The sequence below is a fragment of the Vreelandella rituensis genome (genome assembly GCF_003336665.1).
Lineage (GTDB): Bacteria > Pseudomonadota > Gammaproteobacteria > Pseudomonadales > Halomonadaceae > Vreelandella > Vreelandella rituensis.
The window spans coordinates 23,186-45,305 of sequence record NZ_QPIJ01000038.1; the positions used below are offsets into that span (position 1 = coordinate 23,186).

21 protein-coding genes and 1 tRNA gene are annotated in these 22,120 nt (G+C 60.4%); 12 read left to right on the forward strand and 10 right to left on the reverse strand.

Annotated features, from left to right (window positions below; all coding sequences use genetic code 11):
- Window positions 1-80: 80 nt before the first annotated feature.
- Genes minE through minC form a run of 3 tightly spaced genes read right to left on the reverse strand, consistent with a single transcriptional unit; the run spans window position 81 to window position 1,942 of the window.
- A complete protein-coding gene (gene minE, locus DU506_RS14470; protein ID WP_114487617.1) occupies window positions 81-341 on the reverse strand; it encodes a cell division topological specificity factor MinE in 261 nt (86 codons plus the stop codon).
- Window positions 338-1,156: a septum site-determining protein MinD gene (gene minD, locus DU506_RS14475; RefSeq protein ID WP_114487618.1), complete on the reverse strand. Its 819-nt coding sequence runs from the start codon at window positions 1,154-1,156 to the stop codon at window positions 338-340. The genes minE and minD overlap by 4 nt, the downstream gene beginning before the upstream one ends.
- A 33-nt stretch (window positions 1,157-1,189) precedes the next feature.
- Window positions 1,190-1,942: a septum site-determining protein MinC gene (gene minC / locus DU506_RS14480; protein WP_114487619.1), complete on the reverse strand. Its 753-nt coding sequence runs from the start codon at window positions 1,940-1,942 to the stop codon at window positions 1,190-1,192.
- A gap of 253 nt (window positions 1,943-2,195) precedes the next feature.
- Between minC and DU506_RS14485 the strand changes: the two genes are divergently transcribed.
- Window positions 2,196-5,012 carry a DUF349 domain-containing protein gene (locus DU506_RS14485; RefSeq protein WP_114487620.1) on the forward strand — a complete coding sequence of 939 codons (2,817 nt, stop codon included), beginning with the start codon at window positions 2,196-2,198 and terminating at the stop codon, window positions 5,010-5,012.
- 76 nt (window positions 5,013-5,088) lie between these two features.
- On the opposite strand, the gene phbB is transcribed toward DU506_RS14485, so the two are convergent.
- Window positions 5,089-5,835: an acetoacetyl-CoA reductase gene (gene phbB, locus DU506_RS14490; protein ID WP_114487621.1), complete on the reverse strand. Its 747-nt coding sequence runs from the start codon at window positions 5,833-5,835 to the stop codon at window positions 5,089-5,091.
- A gap of 287 nt (window positions 5,836-6,122) precedes the next feature.
- Between phbB and DU506_RS14495 the strand changes: the two genes are divergently transcribed.
- Window positions 6,123-6,199, forward strand: a tRNA-Met gene (locus DU506_RS14495).
- A 319-nt stretch (window positions 6,200-6,518) separates the two neighbouring features.
- Window positions 6,519-6,749: a hypothetical protein gene (locus DU506_RS14500; protein ID WP_114487622.1), complete on the forward strand. Its 231-nt coding sequence runs from the start codon at window positions 6,519-6,521 to the stop codon at window positions 6,747-6,749.
- On the opposite strand, the gene DU506_RS14505 is transcribed toward DU506_RS14500, so the two are convergent.
- The gene (locus DU506_RS14505) at window positions 6,744-8,135 is read right to left on the reverse strand and encodes a CHAD domain-containing protein (RefSeq protein ID WP_114487623.1); all 1,392 of its coding nucleotides are present in this window, start codon (window positions 8,133-8,135) and stop codon (window positions 6,744-6,746) included. The genes DU506_RS14500 and DU506_RS14505 overlap by 6 nt on opposite strands.
- 263 nt (window positions 8,136-8,398) lie before the next feature.
- Between DU506_RS14505 and xdhA the strand changes: the two genes are divergently transcribed.
- From xdhA to DU506_RS22530, 6 genes are all read left to right on the forward strand, one after another.
- A complete protein-coding gene (gene xdhA, locus DU506_RS14510) occupies window positions 8,399-9,883 on the forward strand; it encodes a xanthine dehydrogenase small subunit (protein ID WP_114487624.1) in 1,485 nt (494 codons plus the stop codon).
- Window positions 9,867-12,422, forward strand: coding sequence for a xanthine dehydrogenase molybdopterin binding subunit (gene xdhB, locus DU506_RS14515; protein WP_235825646.1), 2,556 nt, complete (start codon window positions 9,867-9,869; stop codon window positions 12,420-12,422). The genes xdhA and xdhB overlap by 17 nt, the downstream gene beginning before the upstream one ends.
- Window positions 12,422-13,285 (forward strand): xanthine dehydrogenase accessory protein XdhC, encoded by an 864-nt coding sequence (gene xdhC / locus DU506_RS14520; RefSeq protein WP_114487626.1) that lies wholly within the window; start codon window positions 12,422-12,424, stop codon window positions 13,283-13,285. The genes xdhB and xdhC overlap by 1 nt, the downstream gene beginning before the upstream one ends.
- A 165-nt stretch (window positions 13,286-13,450) precedes the next feature.
- Window positions 13,451-14,767, forward strand: coding sequence for a guanine deaminase (gene guaD / locus DU506_RS14525; RefSeq protein WP_114487627.1), 1,317 nt, complete (start codon window positions 13,451-13,453; stop codon window positions 14,765-14,767).
- Between the two features lie 192 nt (window positions 14,768-14,959).
- On the forward strand, window positions 14,960-16,339 hold the full coding sequence (locus DU506_RS14530) for an NCS2 family permease (protein WP_114487628.1): 1,380 nt from the start codon (window positions 14,960-14,962) through the stop codon (window positions 16,337-16,339).
- A gap of 25 nt (window positions 16,340-16,364) precedes the next feature.
- A complete protein-coding gene (locus DU506_RS22530) occupies window positions 16,365-16,493 on the forward strand; it encodes a hypothetical protein (protein WP_268877330.1) in 129 nt (42 codons plus the stop codon).
- A 33-nt stretch (window positions 16,494-16,526) separates the two neighbouring features.
- Here the strand turns inward: DU506_RS22530 and DU506_RS14535 are convergent, their stop codons facing one another.
- Window positions 16,527-17,087: a nucleoside deaminase gene (locus tag DU506_RS14535; protein WP_114487636.1), complete on the reverse strand. Its 561-nt coding sequence runs from the start codon at window positions 17,085-17,087 to the stop codon at window positions 16,527-16,529.
- A 120-nt stretch (window positions 17,088-17,207) separates the two neighbouring features.
- On the opposite strand from DU506_RS14535, the gene DU506_RS14540 reads away from it, so the two are divergent.
- The 3 genes from DU506_RS14540 to DU506_RS14550 all read left to right on the forward strand — a co-directional run bounded on the left by DU506_RS14540 (window position 17,208) and on the right by DU506_RS14550 (window position 19,600).
- Window positions 17,208-17,696 (forward strand): pyridoxamine 5'-phosphate oxidase family protein, encoded by a 489-nt coding sequence (locus tag DU506_RS14540; protein ID WP_114487629.1) that lies wholly within the window; start codon window positions 17,208-17,210, stop codon window positions 17,694-17,696.
- Window positions 17,689-18,243: a CAP domain-containing protein gene (locus tag DU506_RS14545; protein WP_328587985.1), complete on the forward strand. Its 555-nt coding sequence runs from the start codon at window positions 17,689-17,691 to the stop codon at window positions 18,241-18,243. The genes DU506_RS14540 and DU506_RS14545 overlap by 8 nt, the downstream gene beginning before the upstream one ends.
- Window positions 18,244-18,415: 172 nt before the next feature.
- Window positions 18,416-19,600: a thiolase family protein gene (locus tag DU506_RS14550; RefSeq protein ID WP_114487631.1), complete on the forward strand. Its 1,185-nt coding sequence runs from the start codon at window positions 18,416-18,418 to the stop codon at window positions 19,598-19,600.
- Between the two features lie 19 nt (window positions 19,601-19,619).
- Here DU506_RS14550 and DU506_RS14555 read toward each other — a convergent pair whose 3' ends face one another.
- From DU506_RS14555 to DU506_RS14570, 4 genes are all read right to left on the reverse strand, one after another.
- Window positions 19,620-19,928 carry a chaperone modulator CbpM gene (locus tag DU506_RS14555; protein ID WP_114487632.1) on the reverse strand — a complete coding sequence of 103 codons (309 nt, stop codon included), beginning with the start codon at window positions 19,926-19,928 and terminating at the stop codon, window positions 19,620-19,622.
- Window positions 19,929-19,931: 3 nt separating this feature from the next.
- The gene (locus DU506_RS14560) at window positions 19,932-20,891 is read right to left on the reverse strand and encodes a DnaJ C-terminal domain-containing protein (RefSeq protein ID WP_114487633.1); all 960 of its coding nucleotides are present in this window, start codon (window positions 20,889-20,891) and stop codon (window positions 19,932-19,934) included.
- 123 nt (window positions 20,892-21,014) lie between these two features.
- Window positions 21,015-21,440, reverse strand: coding sequence for an arsenate reductase ArsC (locus tag DU506_RS14565; protein WP_114487637.1), 426 nt, complete (start codon window positions 21,438-21,440; stop codon window positions 21,015-21,017).
- A 213-nt stretch (window positions 21,441-21,653) separates the two neighbouring features.
- Entirely contained in the window at window positions 21,654-21,971 is a 318-nt protein-coding gene (locus DU506_RS14570; RefSeq protein WP_114487634.1) for a DMT family transporter, read from the reverse strand.
- Window positions 21,972-22,120: the final 149 nt, after the last annotated feature.

Sequence of the window (22,120 nt, forward strand, 5' to 3'; positions counted from 1 at the left end):
AAGCACTCCGCTAGGCAAATAAAACCCAAGCCTAGCACACCCCTTGAGTTCGATTCCCCCAACTCACTTGGCTATCCGGCTCAATCCCTTTCACTTTTAGGCAAGGTCACGTTCAACTCGAGAACCGAGCAGTTATCTTCGCTGTCCAGCGAGATTTGAATGGCGTCATCCCCCACATGCACATAGCGACGGATGACTTCCAACAGTTCACGCTCGAGCATCGGCATGTAATCAGGCTGGCCACGCTGACTCCGCTGGTGAGCCACGATGATCTGCAAGCGCTCCTTGGCCACCGAGGCCGACTTTTTGCGCTCACGCTTCAAAAACTCCAGCAGTTTCATCGACGACCTCCCCCAAACATACGGCTCAGCAGTCCTTTTTTCTGCCACTCATGAAAGCGCAGCGGTACGTCTTCGCCGAGCAAACGCGACACGGTATCGGTATATGCCTGACCGGCATCACTGTCCGCATCATGCGTCACGGGGACGCCCTGGTTGGAAGCCCGCAATACCGCCTCGGATTCCGGAATCAGGCCCAACAAATCGATCGCCAGGATTTCCCGGATATCATCCAGGGTCAGCATATCGCCTTGGGTCACTCGCTCCGGGTTGTAACGGGTCACCAGCAGATGTTCCTTGATCGGGTCATCGCCTTGCACGGCGCGACGCGTCTTGGAGGACAACAACCCCAGAATACGATCCGAGTCACGCACCGAGGAAACTTCCGGGTTGGTGACCACGATGGCTTCGTCGGCGTAGTACATCGCCAGTTGAGCACCTCGTTCGATACCTGCCGGGGAATCGCACAGGATATAGTCGAACGTTTCTTTCAGCGTATCGAGAATTTCCTCGACGCCTTCCTGGGTCAGGGCATCCTTGTCGCGTGTCTGAGAGGCGGGCAGGATAAAAAGATTTTCGACACGCTTGTCACGGATCAGGGCCTGATTGAGGCCGGCCTCTCCCTGGATCACGTTAACCAGGTCATAAACCACCCGGCGCTCGCATCCCATGATCAAATCAAGGTTACGCAGCCCCACATCGAAATCGATGACCACGGTTTTTTTGCCACGCAGGGCAAGCCCAGTGGCAATGGCTGCGGCACTCGTGGTTTTTCCAACACCCCCTTTTCCGGAGGTCACTACAATGATCTTGGCCAAGATATGCGTCCTTACTTAATAAGTCTGTCGCTATTATACCAACGGTCGAATTTCCAGCTGCTCGGCCGAGAAATGTACTTCTGCAGGTGCGCCAAGCAGTCTTGAATCAATGTCTTCCAAACGTTTGTAGTTGCCGCCCACCGAAAGCAGCTCGGCATGCAGTTCACGGCAGTAAACACCTGCTGATAAATCGCCATGTATACCCGCCAGAGCACGGCCTCGCAAGGCACCATAAACATGAATATTGCCTGCCGCCAGCACCTCGGCACCCGCATTCACCGCCCCGATCACCACCAGGTCACCCTCGGCAGCACTGACCTGCTGGCCAGAACGTACCGTGCCACGATAAAGGCGCGTAGCAGCTAATTCGCCACTGACAGCTGCGGATCGCGGTGCGGAAGCCGGCTCCACGGGCTGGCTGATTTCGGCATCCACACTTTCCAGAATTCGCCCACGGCCACCATCACTGGGAGGAAACCAGCCCAACCCGAGTGCCCAGGCCGACTGTTTGACGGGTTCAGGTCCTCCCTTGACGGCGACGGGAAGCAGCTTGTGGTCGCGGCACACGGCACAGATACGTTCAAGCGCCAAATGCGGCTCATCCAGCTTTTCCACACTGAGCACCACCGGTGTATGCTGGAAAAACGCTGGCGACTGGGTCAACTTGCCGGCCAACTGGCGACGTATGCGCTCCGGGTCGGCACTGTTCAACTCCATGATGGTCATCGGCAACATGCCGCCTTTGAAGGTAAAGGCCATGGTGGCGCTATCCATTTTTAGGCTCATTGCCGAACTCCACGTCATGTTCAGGTAAAATCAAGCTCAGATAAAATAAGCGTAGTGCATTGAAAGCCGTTTTGAGGCTTGGATTTCAACCCAGGCAATGCCAAGTTCGGTGTTCACACTTTCTTTGGCACTTTCTTAAGCACTACCCAGTAAGGCAAAGCTAAGCGACAGCGCCAACGACTGCAACCGCTGAATGTAACAAATGCTCGGCTTGTCATTTTTTCACGCTACGTGTTCCTCAGCAGGATGATCCATGCACGGACTGTTAAGACGCCTGTTTGCCCCACGCTGGCAACACCCCGACACCGCCGTACGCCACGAGGCATTAGCACGGCTTGATCCACAACACCCCGAACAACGCCAGGCACTGCAACAACTGGCTCAGGATGAAGACGGTGCCATTCGACTGGCAGCCCTGGTGGCATTAGGCAACCTTCAGGCCATGCTTGATGAGTACGCCGCGCGGATAGATGACGAGGACTGGTTTATCGAGGTGAGCCGTCAGCTTTGCGGCCAGACGGGGCACGCTGACCTCGCCAGCCGCCAAGCGCTGATTGAGACTATCGCTGATGCGCGTTTGCTCAATACCGTAGCGCTGCAGGGTGACAACCTCGACCTGCGTCTGACCGCCTTGGCCCAACTTAGTGCGCCTGAGGATCTTATTTATCAAGCTTGCCATAATGGGGTGGCGGTGGTGCGTCACAGTGCCGCCGAACGTTTGCATGAGGAAGCCGACCTCAAGCGCCTGCTCAAGGAGGCGCGGCGTGACCGCCAGGTAATACGCACCGCGCGTGAGCGACTTACACGGCTAAGGGCCGACAGCCAATGGTTTCATGACCAATATCAGCAGCGTGAAACCTTGCTCACCCGCCTGGAGCAGCATGCTCGTATGGCCTGGGAGCCTCTTTATGGTGGGCGTTTTCGTCACTTGCAGCGCGAGTGGGAAGCCCTCAAGGCGTCCCCCGATGCCACCCAGGAGGCCCGTTACCAGGATGCCTGCCTGACCTGTCGCAAGACGTTGCGCGATCACGAAGCCCAGCAGCAAGCACGCCTGGTCGAACAACAGCGCCAGGAAGACGCCGACCAGACACGTGGCGAACTACTCGAGGGAATGGAAGAAAGCCTGGAAAGCATCTGTCACGGTGCCAGCCTGATGACGCAGGACATTGCCAGCCTGCGCTCCCAGAAGCAGCTTCTGGCTCATCGCTGGCAAGCGCTCTCCGACATTCATCCTGCCAGCGAGCCACAACAACAACGCTATGCCCGCATGATGCACAACTACGAGCGCTATTATCACGCCTGGGAACGCTGGCAACTGCTTGCCAAGGAAGTGGAAAATGCACTTGCCGAGCATGACCTAAAGGCATTACAAGCATTGACCAAACAGAGCCAGTGGCCGGAACATCTGACGCCCCCGGTACTGCTCACGCGCGCCAGAGAAGTCCTGACGTCATCACAAGGCGAGCACACGGACGCTACCGCCACTGAAAAGCTCGACAACCTAGCCGAGCAGCTTGACAACTTTGAGCGGCTTCTCGAACGCGGCGCCTTCAAGAGTGCCAGCAGATTACATCAACGCCTCAAGCCCCAAATTGAAGCATTGTCTTCCCACAACAGCAGCAGGCCATTGAAAAACAGGCTCAAGAAACTCGGGGCTCGCCTGGCTGAGCTGCGTGACTGGCGAGGGTTCGTTGCCGGTCCCAAGCGTGAACAGCTCTGCGAGTTGATTGACACCCTGGCTGACGATACAGCGATGGACGAAGCGGCTCTCGACCGTCGCCACCGTCAACTGGTAAAGGAGTGGAAAGACCTGGGCGATGCGGCGGCCAATCGCGAACAGTCCGCTCGCTTTCGCCAGTCCTCGGACCGTATTCAAGCCCGCCTGGCGCCTTGGCGTAAACGTTTGGCAGAAGAGCGCCAACAAAATCTCGCGGCGCGTGAAGCCCTGTGCGAACAGCTCGAAACGCTGCTCGCTCAACCCGCTGAAGATGCAGACCCGGATGTACTGCGTCAGATTCGCGACAAGGCGCGCCAACAATGGCGGCATTATTCACCGGTACCCCGTGAGCAGGCCGAGGCCATTGGGCGACGCTTCGGCAAGGTCCGTCACCACCTTCAGGCGCTGATTGACCAACGCGCGCACACCATTGCCACCACAAAACGCGACCTGATCGAGGTTACTCGTCACCTCTTAAGTGATGAGACATTGACTCCTCGGGAACGCGCCACACAAGCCAAGGCGCTGCAAAAACAGTGGCGTTCACTGGGGCGTGCTCCCAAGGGGGAAGAACAAACGTTATGGCAGGAATTTCGCCAGCTGTGCGATCAAGTATTCATGCTGCGCGATACTGCCCAGGCCCAACAGGCCAAGCCCCAGCAAGACCAACTGGATGCCATGCAGCAACTGATCGAGCGCCTGGACAGCTGGCAACCCAGGCAAGCCAGCGAAAGCGAGATTCTTGAGGAAGTGCTCAAGGAAGCTGCGACGCTTGAGCCACTGCCACGCAATCGACGTGGCGAAGGGATGCAGCGACGGTTCAGCGGGATCGTCCGCACAAGACGCGAGCACTTGAGTCGGCTGGAGGTGGGTGAGGTCGTACAATACTGGCGTGATCTATATCCCTTGCTCAATGCTCATCTGGCAGCGGATGCTGAGTTCATCAACCATGATGTTACTCAGGAGGTCATCGCTCAAGCGGTGGTCACTACTCCACTCAAACCACCCTTCCAGGCCGCTCACGAAAAGCGCAACAAGGCACGCCGAGACGCCGGCAACACCTCAGTGGATAACCTGATGCCCGAGGTCGAAGAAGCACTGGCTCGCAACCGTGTTCATTTGTCATTACTCGCCATGGGGCGGGTACGTCAACGCGACGAGCCACTACGCCTGGCCATTCAAGTGGAAAGGCTCAACGAAGGTCGCATGCAACCACGTAGCCCAGCCTCCGAGCTGACCGATGTGCTTGCTGAACTTCTCGCCATTGGGCCCATCTCCGAAGCGTTATGGAAAAGCGAAGCCGCTGAACTGGATGAACTTCTTGGCCGCCTGGTCCGCCTACCTCCGCCTTGAAGCAAAAGCCAGACAGCAAAACGGGAGGCCAGGCCTCCCGTTTTTTTATGCAGCGAAAAAGTTGGCGCTTCGCGGTTCAGCCCATGAACTGGCCGCCGTTGATATCGATATTGGCCCCAGTAATGAAGCCCGACTCTTCGTGAGCAAGAAACGTAACCAGACGACCGATTTCTTCCGGCGTCCCGAAACGCTTGATAGGAATACCTTCACGAATGGTTTCACGGACTTTTTCAGGAATCTGCATGATCATATCTGTGGCGATATAGCCAGGCGACACCGTATTCACGGTAATACCCTTGGTGGCGGTTTCCTGAGCCAACGACATGGTCAGACCATGCATGCCGGCTTTGGCCGCTGCATAGTTAACCTGGCCGAACTGGCCCTTGCGCCCATTGATCGAGGAAATATTGATAATCCTCCCGTAGTTTTGCTCAAGCATCGACTCAACCACACTACGACAGGTGTTGAAAACGCTATTAAGGTTGGTATCAATGACTTGGTACCACTGATCGTAAGTCATGCGCTTCATGGTGCCGTCGCGGGTGATACCGGCACAATTGACCAGCACCTTGATGGGACCATGATTTTCGTTGATCTCACGAGCACCTTCTAGACAGGCATCATGGTCGGACAGATTGACACCGGAAAGAGCGATGTTGGTATAGCCATCGGCTTTTTGTGTCTCCAGCCAGGTTTTCGCCTTGTCCGGGTTATGGTACCCCGCAACAACCTGATAACCCGCATCTGCCAAAGAACGACAAATTGCCGTGCCGATACCACCAGTTCCACCAGTTACCCAGGCGACGGGGGCTTGATTGGCCATTGACTACCTCCCTGATAATGACTCATGGCTTGGCAACACCTTGCTTGCTGGCAAGCCATTCTAGTGAAAAGCGCTCAAGCGCTTTTTTATTACAATCTTGGCGGTCGATGCCTTGCTTCTGAATGAGGCCCCAACGACCACAGCGTTATGGTTATTTACAGTTGTAAATCAAGCATAGTCCTAAGATCACCATGTTGCAGCAGAATGCGGGCAACTACCATAAGCTAATCGTTTTAAAGGCACGCTTGACATAATCCAGAAAAAGAGTAGTATGCATCTCACGTTGATGCGGGGTGGAGCAGTCTGGTAGCTCGTCGGGCTCATAACCCGAAGGTCATCGGTTCAAATCCGGTCCCCGCTACCAATATTTTGAAAGGCAGATCAGTTACTTACTGATCTGCCTTTTTTTGTTGCCCGTCTTCCCGGCTCCCTCTGCGTCCATACTGTGCCCAATTTTTTGGCTGCCTTGAATCGCAAAAATCACATGGCCTTCAAGGCAACTGGCCAACATTTTCCTCCCTCCGTTTACAGCATGGCGACAGAGCAAGGGACTTTCAAAACTGCCTACAAGCCCCGCGTCAATCAGCAGCACTGATGATACGTGGGTCACTGAGCTTCGAGTTAAGAGAACCGTCACATTAGGATGCTACCTTCAGTCCGCATGAAAATTTCAGGAGGATCCGATGTTCAAACGTTCAAGGGAAGTTGCTTGCCCCGAGTGTAAGGGAGCCAACTTCTGGAAAGGCGACCCGAGGCCGGACGACGCTCTTAATTGCCGTTATTGCAAGGCATTCATCGCTACACGTGGTGATCACGTCCACCATACGTTTCGTCATGAAGCGGTGCGCATATTGTCGGACTTTATTGAAGCAAAGTCCGAACAGGATATCGCCGTACTGAAAGCCGCCCTATAGCGCCTGGAGAGACTCGAGGTGAGCGTGAGATAACGGTGCCAACGCCATCACCTCCACTCGCAAGGCCTGCTTTTGCCTCTCCAGGGCAGCGCGCCAGGCATCACACTCCTGCTTGCGACTGGGGGCGTTGCGGGCGCCGGCGGCAAAGGCCTCGACCCAGGTCTGACGGGTGCACAGATCCTGAAAATCACCCAGCAAACGCTGGCGATGCTTGAGCCCCGCCAGGAAGCCACGGTGGCGCTTCGGGTTCAGCTCGACCAGGTAGCGGATGCGTTTCACCCCCTTGCGCAGCTCGTGGAATGCCTCATCATCGCTCTCCGGGGTCAGCGCGGCCAGCGCCTGATCGTTGCGGTCGAGGCGCTCGGTCAGCACCGACGCGATGCGCTTGTCGGAGAGACCGGCCAGCGCCTGCTTAAATTCCCGGGAGCCGATGAAGTCTCGCCAGCCCTGCATCTCCTCGATATAGCCGGGCTGGACAAGCTGCTGGCACAGCGCCGCGTGCGCCTCCTCCCTGCAGGCCTGCAACCAGCGCGCCAGGGCCTTGCGGGAGCGAGGCATCAGCGGCGACGGGGTCTCGGTCAGGCTCTCCAGAAAGACGTCCAGATCACGCAAGTCGCTGGTCGCCTGGGCACGGCGCTTGAGGCGCTTCAGCCGTTTCTTCAGGCCAGGCACCTTGGTCGTGGCGAGCACGGACTCGCCGATCGCCCGGCTGCTGCGCAAATTGACTCGGTACTGGTGAAGGAATTCCGCATCGGCACCGGCCACCACCCCGGGCTCCAGGGCTCGGACCCGCCGATACTGGTGCGCCAACAGCTCACGGATGCGCCGCTTCAGACCAAGCTTATCCAACTCGGGCGACTCGGGCGCGTGGCGTTCGAAGAGCGCATAACTAACTTCCTCCGGGGTCAGGCTTTCCACCCGCCTGACACAGTGCCGCATAAGCGTCTGCCAGGGCCTATCAGGCAGTGTTAGATGCAGCAAGGCGCCGGTCGGTAGCTCGCCAGACGGGTCGGGGCATAGCCAGCGGGTCAGCTCCAGCAGGGCTGGATTGTGGCCGATCACCAGTACCTTCTCGGTGGCATCGGGCAGCCCCCGCAACCAAGCAAGCAGCGCCTTGGCGTCGAAAGTGTAGAGCGCCTCGTCAAAGTGAGCTCGCTCGATCAAGGAAGCCTCGGGCAGTTGCCCAGCGATCTCGTCAAGGGTCTGGCGCGTGCGCGCCGCACTGCTGACGCAAATCTCGCCCTCCAGGGCCTGCCAGCGCTGCAGCGCATAGGCCATGGCGACCGCCTGGCGTCTGCCTCGCTTGCTGAGTGGCCGTTCCTGGTCGGCCATCTCCTTGCTTCCCCGTTTCGCCTTGGCGTGGCGCATCAAGATAAGTTGCCGCATAACTTCTCCCCCTGATCATGAGCCCTGCGATCATGGTAGGCCAATGACCGGCTGAAGGTGTACCTACCATGCCAGTCAGTTAGCGCTGACTGGCATTACACTTAATATCTACCGCCCGCCTTTAAAGCCTGCACTCGGTCATACAAAGTCCGCTCTCGGACTTGCAAAGTGCGACATCCTGGCACATGCTGGAAAAATCCTGACCACTTGGTCAAGCTCTTGCGAGAAACGCTCCCTTAACAAGGTCAACAAGAGACACGGCGATGATCGACTTCCTGCTCAACGGGCAGCCACGCCATTGCGAGGCAACACCCGAAACCAGCGTGCTTGAACTGCTGCGCGAAACCCTCGGTGCCACGGGTACCAAGGAGGGTTGCGCCTCTGGCGACTGCGGCGCCTGCACCGTCGCCATTGGTGAAACCGGCGCCGAAGGCGAGCTGCGCTATCACAGCGCCAATGCCTGCATCACCCCTGCCCATCAGCTGCATGGACGCCACCTGGTAACCGTGGATGGCCTCGCCGACGGTGAAAAGCTGCACCCCGCCCAAGCCGCCATGGTCGAATGCCACGGCAGCCAGTGCGGCTTCTGCACCCCGGGCATCGTCATGTCGCTGTTCACCCTTCACGAGCAGCAGCGCAAGGAACAAGACAAGGCGCTGGCACCATTGACGCCGCAGCGCCTTGAGGCTGCTTTGGGGGGCAATCTCTGCCGCTGTACCGGCTACCGCCCAATCCGCGACGCTGCGTTAACCATGGACGAGCACCCCGAGCATCGCCCGCTGTGGATGGATGCCGCCGCCCCTGAGCCGAAAGCCGGACCGGCCATGAGTGAAAGTCCCTTTGCCCAGCCCACCACCCTCGCCGAGTTGATCGAGTGCCTGGAGCGCCACCCCGAGGCGCGGCTGGTTGCCGGGGCCACCGACCTGTGGCTGGAAAGCACCCAACGCCTGGTACGCTTCGAGCAGCTGATCGATGTCACCCGCGTCGCCGAGTTGAACGTGATCGAAGAGACCACCCTCGAAGACGGCCGTCGCGGCTGGTGGATCGGCGCGGCCGTAACCTATAGCCGACTCGAGCCGCTGTTCGAGGAACACTTCGATGCCTTCGCCCACCTGCTGCATCGCTTGGGCTCCTCCCAGATTCGCAACCGCGGCACCTTGGGCGGCAACGTGGCCAATGCCTCGCCCATCGGCGATACCCCACCGGTACTGCTGGCATTGGGCTCGCGCCTGCGCCTGGTTGGCCCGAAGGGTGAACGCGAGTTGCCGCTGGACGACTTCTTCCTCGACTACAAGCGTACAGCCCTGCAGCAGGGTGAAGCGATCCACGCCATCTTCCTGCCCTACCCTGTCGAGGGGGAAACGCTCAAGGTATGGAAGCTGTCCAAACGGCGTGAGGACGATATTTCCGCGGTGCTCGGGGCCTTCGCCTGGCGCTTGGAGGATAATGGCGTATTGCGCGACGTGCGCCTGGCCTTTGGCGGCATGGCCGCCATTCCCAAGCGTGCGGCCCGGGCCGAAGCGGCGCTCGAGGGCAAGGCGCCCTCAGCGGCTGCCTTCCAGGCGGCACGGCTGGCGCTGTCCCAGGATTTCCAGCCCATGTCGGATGTGCGTGGCAGCGCCCACTATCGCCAGGTTTCTGCTGCCAACCTGCTCGAACGCCTGCGCCTGGTGCTTATTATTGAAAACCAGGCGCAGGATGCCACAGACAGCCCTCGGGAGGTGATGCTTCATGCGTACGCTCACTAAGCTCTCTACAGCGCCCGGAACCGCGCCGAATTCTAAGGCGCCCGGAACCGTGCCAGCATCCAACAAAGAAGCCACCGCTGACGTCAGCGCCGACTCGGCGGCTGCCCGTCACGAGCTCGATGGACGCATCAAGGGCGACGGCCCCCTGGCCCGCGACACCCTTCCTTATACCAACACTCACCCGCATTCCCAGGCCCATGAGAGCGCGGTCAAGCATGTCACCGGGCGGGCGGCCTACATCGACGATTTGAGCGCCCCCGCCGACTGCCTGCAGGTGGCCTTGGGCCTCTCACCGATTGCCCACGGTCGCCTGACCCGCCTCGACCTGGACAAGGTCCGCGCCATGCCCGGCGTGGTGGATGTCATTACAGTAAATGATGTGCCCGGTCACACCGATATCGGCCCGGTTTTCCCCGGCGACCCCATCTTCGTCGAGGATGAGATTAGCTACGTCGGCCAGGTTATCTTCGCCGTAGCGGCCGAGAACCATCGCGCTGCGCGGGAAGCCATCCAGGCGGCAGTCGTGGAGATCGACGAGCAGCCGGCCTGCCTGGACCCGGTCGTCGCCGCCGAGCGAGAAGAATTCGTGCGCCCCAGCCATGTCCAGCAAAGCGGTGACTGGGAGCAGGCGCTGAAGGATGCCACCCTGGTCGTAGAAGACGAGCAGTTTGTCGGCGGCCAGGAGCACTTCTACCTGGAAGGCCAGGCCTGCCTGGTGCAGCCCACCGAGGACGAGGGCGTGGTGATCTTTACCTCCAACCAGCACCCCAGCGAGACCCAGAAACTGGTGGCTGAAGTACTGGGCATCCCGTTCCACGCCGTGACCGTGGAGGTGCGCCGCATGGGCGGTGGCTTCGGCGGCAAGGAAACCCAGGCCTCGCCCTGGGCCTGCATCGCCGCGCTGATTGCCCGACGCACCGGCCGCACCACCCGGGTACGCCTGCCCCGCGCCGACGACATGCGCGCCACCGGCAAGCGCCATCCATTCCATAACCGCTACCGGCTGGGCGTCGACGACCAGGGTGTGATCCTGGGCGGCGAGATCACCTTGATCGGCGACTGCGGCTATTCGCCGGATCTCTCGGATGCCATCGTCGATCGCGCCATGTTCCACAGCGACAACGCCTATTCCCTGGGCGATGCCCGCGTGACCGGCCACCGTGCCCGCACCCATACCGCATCCAATACCGCCTTTCGCGGCTTCGGCGGCCCCCAGGGCATGATGGTGATCGAGGCGGCCATGGACGACATCGCCCGGCGCATCGGCGAGGACCCGCTGACGGTACGCAAGCGCAACTTCTACCGTCCCGACCGCCAGACGACCCATTACGGCCAGCAGGTCGACCAGATCGCCCTGCTCAAGGAGCTGGTCGACCAGCTCGAGACCAGTAGCGACTACTGGGAACGCCGCCGCGCGGTCACCGAGTTCAATGCCGAGAGCCCCATCGTCAAGCGCGGTCTGGCGCTGACGCCGGTGAAGTTCGGTATTTCCTTCACCGCCAAGCATCTCAATCAGGCCGGCGCGCTGCTGCACGTCTATACTGACGGCAGCGTGATGATCAACCACGGCGGCACCGAAATGGGCCAGGGCCTGCATACCAAGATCTGCCAGGTGGCCGCCCGTGAGCTGGGGCTTGATACCGAGGAAGTCCGGATCACCGCCACGCGCACCGACAAGGTGCCCAACACCTCGCCCACCGCCGCCTCCAGCGGCACCGACCTCAACGGCCAGGCGGCCCGCGATGCCTGCATGAAGCTCAAGCAGCGGCTGTTCGACTTCGCCCATGAGCACCTCTATCCGGATCAGGGGCTTGACCGCGAAGACATACGCCTGGAAGCCGGACACCTGATTGCCGGCCACGGCGAGGGCGAACGCCGCATTCCCTGGGGCGAGCTGGTCCAGTCCGCCTACCTCAACCGTATCTCGCTCTCGGAGAAGGGCTTCTACGCCACACCGCTGATCCACTACGATCGCAACGTCGGCCAGGGGCGTCCCTTCTATTACTACGCCTTCGGCGCCGCCGTGGCGGAGGTCAGCGTGGATACCCTCAGCGGCGAATACCAGGTCGACCGGGTCGATATCCTTCACGACGTGGGCGACTCGCTCAACCCGGCCATCGACATCGGCCAGGTGGAGGGCGGCTTCATCCAGGGGATGGGCTGGCTGACCAGCGAAGAACTCAAGTGGAACGAGGCCGGACGGCTGATCTCCGACGGCCCGGCCACCTACAAGATTCCCACCTACGGCGACCTGCCACCGGTTTTCAACGTCAAGCTGCTGGAGGGACATCCCAACTCCATGGCCAGCATCTATCGTTCCAAGGCGGTGGGGGAGCCGCCCTTCATGCTCGGCATGGCGGTGTGGTCGGCCTTGCGTGACGCCCTGGCGAGCCTTGCCGACTACGCCGAGGCACCGCGACTCGACACGCCGGCCACCCCGGAACGCGTGCTGATGGCGGCTGAGGCCCTGCGCGCCCAATACGGTTCCCAGCACGATGCCCCGCACAATACGCGGCCGCTGGAAAAAGGTGGCGAGTGATGAACGCCCAGCGCCCCGAAAGCTGGCATGAGGCCCTGCACCGCCTGCAGCGGGACGGCCTGCCCCATGCGCTGGCCACGGTGGTGACCAGCGCCGGCTCCACGCCCCGGGAGCCCGGCGCTCGCATGGTGATCACGGCGGACGCCGTCCACGACACCCTGGGCGGCGGCACCTTCGAATTCCAGGTGATCGACACGGCCCGCGAACGGCTGGGGTCAGGAGCGCTCGGCATGAGCCTCGAGGCATTCGCCCTGGGCGGGCGCAGCGGGCAATGCTGCGGTGGCTTCGTCAACGTGCTGCTGGACATCTTCCCCGGCAGTGCGGCGACCCTGGCCGTCTTCGGCGCCGGCCATGTCGGTAGCGAACTGGTCCGCCTGGCCGCCCCGCTGCCTTGGCAGGTGCTGTGGTATGACAGCCGCGACGGCGTCTTCCCCGACTGGGCCGAGGCGCAGCCGCGTTTGATCTGTCGCCACGCGGCCGACCCGCAGGCCGCTGTGGCCGCCTTGCCTGTGAACAGCCACGCGCTGGTGTTGACCCACGATCACGCCGAGGATCGCGAACTCGTGGATGCCCTGCTGCGCCGTAACGACATGGCGTCGATCGGCCTGATCGGATCACATAGCAAATGGGCCAGCTTTCGCTCGCGGCTCACCGATGCCGGCCATGACGAAGCGGCACTCGCCAGGGTGCGCTGCCCCATCGGCATGGCAAGTGGTGGCACAGGCGGCGACAAGACGCCCTATGCCATTGCGCTGGCCGCCCTGGCCGAGCTGCTGCCGTTAGTGGGCTATGCCGAACGCCCCGACCAGCGCGGCCTCGAACCTGCCCAACTGCGAGCCCTGTTTGACGAACCTTCAGCGTAGACAAGCCAAGCGCATGCATTGAGGAGCGCTGGGGGCAGGCCGAAGAGGAGGTCATTCTTCAGGGATGAAGAATGTAGCGTCCAAGGAAGGATTCACAGCGCCTCCTCGAAGGCCTGCCGCCGGAACAGCTCCGACAACTGCCAGAACAGAAGAGTCCCTGACATCATGACGACCAACAACTCGCGCCTGATACGCGCCGAACTGCTGAGCTTCGATGCCGACCCCGGCGAGGACGACACCCCCGCCGAGGGCAGCGTTCGCCATATTGAAGACGGTGCCCTGTGGATCGAGGATGACCGCATCCGCGCCATCGATGACTATGCGCGACTCGAACCGGACCTGCCCCCGGGCATCGAGGTGATCGACCACCGTGGCAAGCTGCTGATGCCCGGCTTCATCGACAGCCACGTGCATTACGTCCAGCTCGAGATCATGGCCTCCTACGGGCGCCAGCTGCTCGATTGGCTCAACGACTATACCTTTCCCGAAGAGTGTCGTTTCGCCCAGTACGATCATGCCCTGGCACTCTCTGATGTTTTTCTCGATGAAATGCTGCGGGTCGGCACCACCACCGCCCAGGTGTTCTGCTCCAGCCACCCCGATTCCGTGGATGCCTTCTTCACTGCCAGCCGCAAGCGCGACCTGCGCATGCTGGCCGGCAAGGTACACATGAATCGTCACGCCCCGGAAGCGCTCTGCGACGATACCCAGGGCGGCATTCGCGACGCCGAGCGGCTGATCAGCGACTGGCACGGCAAGGCGCGACTTGGCTATAGCCTGACGCCACGTTTTGCCCCCACCTCGACCCGTGAACAGCTCGACGCGACGGGTGGGCTGTTGCGCAACGACCCCAGCCTGTGGCTGCAGACCCACCTGTCCGAAAACACCGGGGAGCTGGACTGGGTTGCCAAGCTGTTTCCGGAGAGCCGCGACTACCTAGAAGTCTACGAGCAGTCCGGGCTAGTGGGGCCACGCAGCACCTTCGCCCACGGCATCCATCTCGACCAGGAGATGCGCCGTCGGCTGGCGGATCGTGGCGCCAACCTGGCCTTCTGCCCCAGTTCCAACCTGTTCCTCGGCAGCGGCCTATTCGACCGCCACGCCGCACGCGACGCCGGACTCAACGTGACCTATGCCAGCGACGTCGGTGGCGGTACCGACCTTTCCGGACTCGCGACCCTCAAGGCCGCCTACCAGGTCGGGCAATTGCGTGGTCAGCCCCTGACGGCCTGGCAAGGGCTGTACGGCCTGACACTGGGCAATGCGCGTGCCTTGTCGCTGGATAGCGAGATTGGCCGTCTGGCACCCGGAATGGAGGCCGACTTCGTGGTGCTCGACCTCGATGCCACACCGCTTCTGTCAAGGCGTCATGCGCGCTGTCGCACCCTTGGCGAGCGTCTGTTTGCGCTGATGATGCTGGGCGATGACCGCAGCGTACTGGAAACCTGGGCGGGCGGGCGGCGTCAACACGCCCGGGACTGACTGCCTGGGTCTCATCTCTTATCTTCTCAGCTATTCGCTGTCGTCTACGACAATGGTCACAGCCACCTGTCCAAGCGGTCAAATGTTGTTTAGTCTGTCTCCACCCTTTGCTGACCACTTGGTCAGCATGGCAAATACCCTTGGCTCGATACCCAATTTTCAACTCATTCCAACAACAATGGGATCACCGATATGGAACCGAACTCTTCCTCCCTTGCCGACAAGAGCACCGCACGGTCCGATGGGCAGGCCACCCGGCCTGCCAACTGGCTGGACCACTATTTCGGCGTGACGCGTCGCGGCTCGTCACTGCGCACCGAAATCCTCGCCGGGATCGCCACCTTTTTAGCCTCCATGTACATCATCGTGGTCAACCCGGCGATTCTCAGCGATGCCGGCATCCCCTTCTCCGCCGCCCTCTCGGCCACGGTGCTGATCAGCTTCATGAGCAGCCTGGCCATGGGGCTCTATGCCCGTAACCCGATCCTGGTCGCGCCGGGCATGGGCATGAACGCCCTGTTCACCTATACCCTGGTACAGGGCGCAGGGCTCTCCTGGGAAGTGGCACTGGGCTGCGTGTTCTGGTCCGGGGTGCTGTTCGCCATCCTGGCCATGTTCAACGTCCGCAAGGCAATCATCGAGGCCATTCCCCCCTCGCTGCGCTATGCGATCACTTGCGGCATCGGCCTGTTCATCACCTTCATCGGTTTCAAGAATGCGGGCTTCATCGTCGGCAGCGACGCCACCCTGGTGACGCTGGGCAATATGGATGCCAGCATGGTCACCTTCTTCATCGGCATGATGGCGACGGCGATCCTGGTCATCCTGCGTTTCAACGGTGCGCTGATCCTGGGTATCGCCCTGACCACCCTGCTGGCATCGCCCATGGGCCGGCTGTGGGGCGGTGACGTGGTGGTGGAATGGAGCGGCCTGGCTGCCTGGCCCGACTTCAGCGCGGTGATGCAGGTGGATATCTGGGGAGCGCTGAAGGTTGCCTATTTGCCGTTCATCTTCGTGATGCTATTCACCAACTTCTTCGATGCCTTGTCGTGCTTCATGGCCCTCTCCGAGTCGGCCGACCTCAAGGACAAGGATGGCAACCCGCGCAACCTGAAGCGCTCCATGACCGTCGATGCCTTCGCCTCGATGATTGCCGCTCCCTTGGGTACCAGCGCGGCCCAGACCTTCATCGAATCCGGCGCCGGCGTCGCCCAGGGCGGCCGGACCGGCCTGGTGGCGGTGACCATCGCCCTGCTGTTTCTACCCTTCCTGTTCCTGTCACCGCTGCTTTCGCTGGTACCGAGTATCGCCACCGCGCCGGCGCTGGTGCTGGTGGGACTGTTCATGCTGGCGCCGATCAGCAAGATCGAGTGGACAAAGTTCGACCAGGCCTTCCCGGCGTTCCTGGCCATCATCCTGATGCCGCTGACCTACTCGATCACCCTGGGGATCGCCTTCGGCTTTCTCAGCTTCGTGCTGATCAAACTTTTCACCGGGCGCATCGAGGAGATCAAGCCGGCCATGTGGGTCTCGGCTGCTCTCAGCGTAGTCATGCTGGTGACCACGCACTAGGGAAGACTGAAGATGAGATCTTCCCGTGTCGAATTCACTGACACGGGAAGATCCAGGCGTCTTGCTACAACCTGATCCGTTGCCGGATGGCGTGCATCCCAACCAGCTCAGTTTTCGTCAGCCGATGCGGATCGACAGTGCCAATATCAAGTGACCTTAATCTCGTAAACTAACTTAGTCTCGTAACCTACCGCACACCCCTCCAGTCCTCACGCTCAAGCTCAGGTTTTTCATCGCGGAAGCGCGCGTAGAGTTCAATGCCTTGGGCATCTTCCAGAATATCGACCTGAACGCCCTTCTCGCTCAGCAGCGCTTCCGTGCCCGAGGCATTGGTGACATCGCCCACCACCACGCGTGAAACGCCGCGCATATGCAGCAGCGTGGCGCAGATCTCGCAGGGGCTCAAGGAAGTGAACAGCGTCGTCTGGCTGAAGTCGAGACGACCCGCATCGCGCATGGCAGCGGTCTCTCCATGATTATAGGGATGGCTCTCCTGCACCAGGGTGTTATGTCCCTTGCCGACAATCCGCCGCGTCGCGTTGTCGATAATCACCGCCCCGATGGGGCAGCCGCCCTCGTCATAACTTTTATGTGCCAGCAGCACCGCGACACGCATGAAATTGGCATCGCTCAGGCGACGAATGAAGGCCTCATTCATCAACACCGACAGGCTGGTGGTGGGCATATGGGCAATGGCGCTCAATGCCGATTCCGTCACTTGCGTGTTTTCATTTAACAGTGGTTGCATGCTCGCTCCCTTCGATTTGCCGAGGTCGATAATGGTGGCTAGGCTGATTCTAGTCATGTTCGATGCATTGGCACCGTCATTTTCCATCCGCCATCCCCTATTCAACAGGAGAGAGAAGCTATGTCCAGCCCTGAGCACAAGCAGAAGATCTGGAAAATGATCAAGGACATCAAAGTCGGCATGCTGGTTACGCTGGACAACGGTGTGCCGCGTGCCCGGCCGATGCACTTGGTTCAAGATGAGTACGACGGCACCCTGTGGTTCTTCACCCGCCGCAGTGCCGAGAAGGTCTTTGAAACCGCTGGCGATCAGGACGTCTGTCTCAGCTTCTCCGACCAGGAAGAAGGCGTGTACGTGTCGCTCTCGGGCAAGGCCGACCTGACCGATGACCGCGAACTGATCGAGAAATACTGGAATCCCTTCATCGCGGCCTGGTTTCACGACGGCAAGGACGACCCAGACGTGGCGTTACTGGAAATCAAGGTACAGATGGGTGAGCACTGGAAGGCCAAGGAGAGCAAGACGTTCCAGCTTTATGAGATCGCCAAGGCCAACGTCAAGAAAGACGCCACCCCGAACCTAGGCGAAAATGAAAAGTTCGGTGGCTGACTTCATTCTGAGACGTCCCACTGTCTGGGCACTGGTTGGCCTGTTGATGCTCATGGCTCCAAGTGGGTCATGGGCCACTGAGGAGGTACCGAGGGGTGACTCCACCAACCAAAACGACTGCGAACTGACCGAGCGCAAGCGCAAGATGCTGTCGCTGATTAACGAGGCGCGCAGTCAGGCCCGCCAATGCGGCGACCAACGTTATACGGCGACGCAAGCGCTGACGTGGAACTGTACGCTCGAAGCGGCTGCCGAGGCGCACTCCAAGGACATGGCCGAGAACGATTATTTCAGTCATACCGGTTCGGATGGGGTGGGGATCCAACAGCGAGTCAGCAATAGAGGCTATGTGTGGCGAACGGTGGGCGAGAATATTGCTGCTGGGCAGATGTCGATCGAAGCGGTGGTCGATGGCTGGCTGGAGAGCCCGGGGCACTGCAGTAATATCATGAATGACACCTTCACCGAGATGGGTATGGCCAAGGCCGACGATCCGGACTCTGTGTACTCCTCCTACTGGACCCAGGTACTGGCCCGGCCACGCTAGGCTACCCGAGGCGTTGCCCTGTGAGAGTGATCCCCAGGCGATGGCATAACAGCAACTAAATACCAATGTTTCATGCCTACCATGGCCCCGGTGCCAACTCAGTGCTATAGGTGAAATGTCTTTATCTGCGGCTGATCCGGCCGCCTGTTTGCACGATCAGAGGAGAGCACTTATGTCATCTCGCGACGTTATCATCTGCCATCCTGTTCGCACGGCCATCGGTACCTATGGCGGAAGTCTCAAGGATACCCCCGCCATCGACCTAGGGGCACGGGTCATCCAGGAAACCCTTTCACGCTCTGGGCTCGCCGCCGACAAGGTGCAGTCGCTGGTGATGGGGCACGTGATTCAGGCGGGCTGTCGCATGAACTCAGGACGTCAGGCCGGCATCGGCGGCGGGCTTCCCGTGGAAGTACCGGCGTTGACCGTCAACCGGGTGTGCGGCTCCGGGGCCCAGGCCGTGGCCAGCGCCGCCATGGAGATCTGGAGCGGGATGGCCGATTGCACGATGGCCGGCGGCATGGAGAACATGGATCGTGCCCCCTATGTGCTTCCCCAGGGTCGCTGGGGTGCTCGCATGGGCGACGTGACCATGCACGATAGTATGCTGCTTGACGGTCTCAACGACGCCTTCAGCGGCAAGCATTCCGGCTGGCACACCGAGGATCTAGTCAGCCGCTACAGTATTTCCCGCGAGGATCAGGATGCCTGGGCGCTGCGCTCCCAGCAGCGCTTCTCCAAGGCCCAGGAAGCTGGCCACTTCGAGGCCGAGATCGCCGGTGTGGAACTCACTAGCCGCAAGGGCACCACCACCTTCGCCCGCGACGAGCACAATCGCCCCGACATTACCCTCGAGACACTTGGAAAGATGAAACCCGCCTTCCGCAAGGAGGGCACCATCACTGCCGGTAACGCGCCCGGGCTCAACAGCGGCGCTGCGGCGATGATCGTCGCCGAACGCGACTGGGCCGAAAAGCAGGGCCTCGCCCCCATGGCTCGGCTGGTGGCTTTCGGCATCGGTGCCGTGGAGCCTGGCTACTTCGGTATCGGCCCAGTACCGGCGGTCAAGCAGGCACTTGATCGCGCCGGCTGGTCGGTGGGCGATCTGGATCGGGTGGAGATCAACGAGGCCTTTGCCGCCATCGCCCTGGCCTGCCAGCGCGAACTCGGCCTGCCGGAAGATATCGTCAATGTGGAGGGCGGCGCCATCGCCCACGGCCATCCCATCGGCGCCAGTGGGGCGGTGCTGACCACCCGCCTGCTGCATGCCATGCAGCGCAACGGCGAACGCCGCGGCATCGTTACTCTGTGTATCGGCGGCGGTCAGGGCATCGCCCTGGCACTGGAAACCCTCTGACGCCCGGCCCGCTGGCATATCACGCCATGCCAGCGGCCCGCAACCGGTCTCTCAGGCGCTGGTTCTCCTCGATCAGGTCAGTCGCAAGGGCGGCGAGTTCGGGCGCTGCCTCGAAATCACGTTCCAGCTGACACAGCCGTCGGGCACGGGTCAGGTCATGACTGGTGAAGCGCCAGCTCGCCACATAGGGCGAACCATCGGCCAGCAGGCCGCTCTCGATACGCTCGATGACCCAGTCGATTTCCACCGAGCAGGCGCGCGCCAGATCCTCAAGAGTCAGGGTCGCCTCGTCGATAAGTTCACCTCTGATGATACGCTGCTGCTCCATGTCCTAACCTCCCCTGCGTTGGCGCGGGTCGAAAGCGAGTTCATGCGCCATGGTCTTGTACAGTTCGCGTGCCTTGTCGGTATCGGCCGGGGGCAGCACCACCTCTAGTTCCACATAAAGATCACCCGACTCCGGCCCTGGGATACCCCGCCCTTTCAGGCGCAATCGGCGACCTGTTTGTGACCCGGCAGGCACCTTGAGCTTCACCGCCCCCGAAGGGGTCGGGGTTTCGATGCTGGCCCCCAGAGCGGCCTCCCAAGGCGTCACCGGCACCGTTTGATACACATCCCGCCCCTCGACCCGATAACGCGAATCCGGCGTGAAGTGGATCTCCAGATACAGATCACCCGCCGGCCCACCCCCGACACCAGGACTGCCCTGGCCCAAAAGGCGAATATGTTGGCCCTCCTTGACGCCCTTGGGTATCTGTACGCTGAGGGTGTGTTCCCGAGAGAACACACGGCCCTGGGCATCAAGCTGTGGCACTTGCAGGGTGATTGCTCGGGCTGCGCCGTGGAAGGCGTCCGCCAAGTCGATATTGATCTTGGCATGGCGATCCTCGCCACGCATCTGATAGCCGCGGCCCCCTCGCCCAGCCTGGCCCCCTCGACCAGCCCGGCCGCCTTGACCAAACAGGTTGGCAAAGAAGTCACTGAACTCACCGAGATCGGCCTCCTCGAACCCACGACCGCTGAACTCAAAGCCCGCATCCCAGTCAGGGGGTGGCTGGAAATCCTGCCCTGATCGATATTGCTGAGCCAGCTGGTCGTAGGCGAGACGCTTCTCCGGGTCGGACAGCACCGCCTTGGCCTCATTGACTTCTTGCATACGCTGTTCGGCTTCGGGCTCCTTGCTGACATCGGGATGAAACTTACGCGCCAGCTTGCGGTAAGCCTTCTTGATTTCCTCGGCCGTCGCGGTCTTCGTCACCCCGAGCACCTGGTAGTAATCCTTGAATTCCACTTGTGAAAGCTCCGGCAGATACCATGACTATCAGAAGCACGATGACGACTGTGCCACTCCTGAAAGGAACCAGCAGTTTGACTCAAGTCTAGTCGAAAATAGCGGAGGGTGGATGAGGAGCAGTCAGCGCTGGATATCGTCACGCGTTTTGATGGCCAGCCACAGCGACAAGCGTCGGCGAATTTCGGCAAGCGCCTGTTCATAGGCATTCTGGCGATTGATCAGGCGCGGGTCGCGAATATCCCAGTACAGATGCTCATCACTGCTGCCCTGCCAGTCGCGGCACGTCTGCTGAGCCTTGTCACACAACACGATCACCGCGTTGAAGTGTTCGCCGGCGAAGTCGTCCAGCGACTTGCTGGCCAGGCCTGCGGTGGAGATGTCTTGCCGTTCTAGCACCGCCAGGGCTAATGCCTGGGGCTCATCGGGTTCGCTGCCCGCGCTGTAAGCCTCGAAACGGTCACCGGCCAGATGGCGCAGAAGTGCCTCTCCCATCAACGAGCGGGCGGAATTGGCATTGCACAGGAAGAGCACGCGCTGCTTGGACATGAGAATGGCTCCCGAATACATATGAAATACCATATATAACGCCATAAGATGTCAATTTCATGACACCTAGTTACCAGCGGCGCAACCCCCTTCTCTGCTGCCAATAAAGCACACGCCTATGAATCAACGGTGAATTTACAGGCCAGCAACTTCTATATGGCTATATGGCAAACTCACTCTCACCGAGAAACCCCCTCATCAGAAGCCTGAGATTCAGGAACTTGAGACTTTCATCAATATCAGACCTGAAGCAATTAATGTCGCCGCGGCAATTCTCATTGTGTTGACCGGCTCACCCAATAAAGCAATCCCGACGAGAAAAGCCCCGACCGCACCTATGCCAGTCCAGATGGTGTAAGCGGTGCCGAGGGGTATGGTTCGCATGGCAACGGCCAGCAGCCAAAAGCTGCCCACCATTGTAATCAAGGTAATAAATGATGGGACTAACCGGCTGAAGCCTTGGGATTGCTTCATCGAGTAAGCCCAGACAATTTCAAGGACACCGGCAATTAGTAAATAAACCCAGGGCATTAGCCTAATGCCAGTCAGTTAACGCTGGCTGGCATTTTTCTTGGTGGGGTATTTCTGTGGTCGGCGCCTGACCGATCGAGGATAAGACCGCTCGCGTCGCTCAGGCAGGACGAAGGCAGGTGCCATGTCCAGCATCGATTGAAGCACGC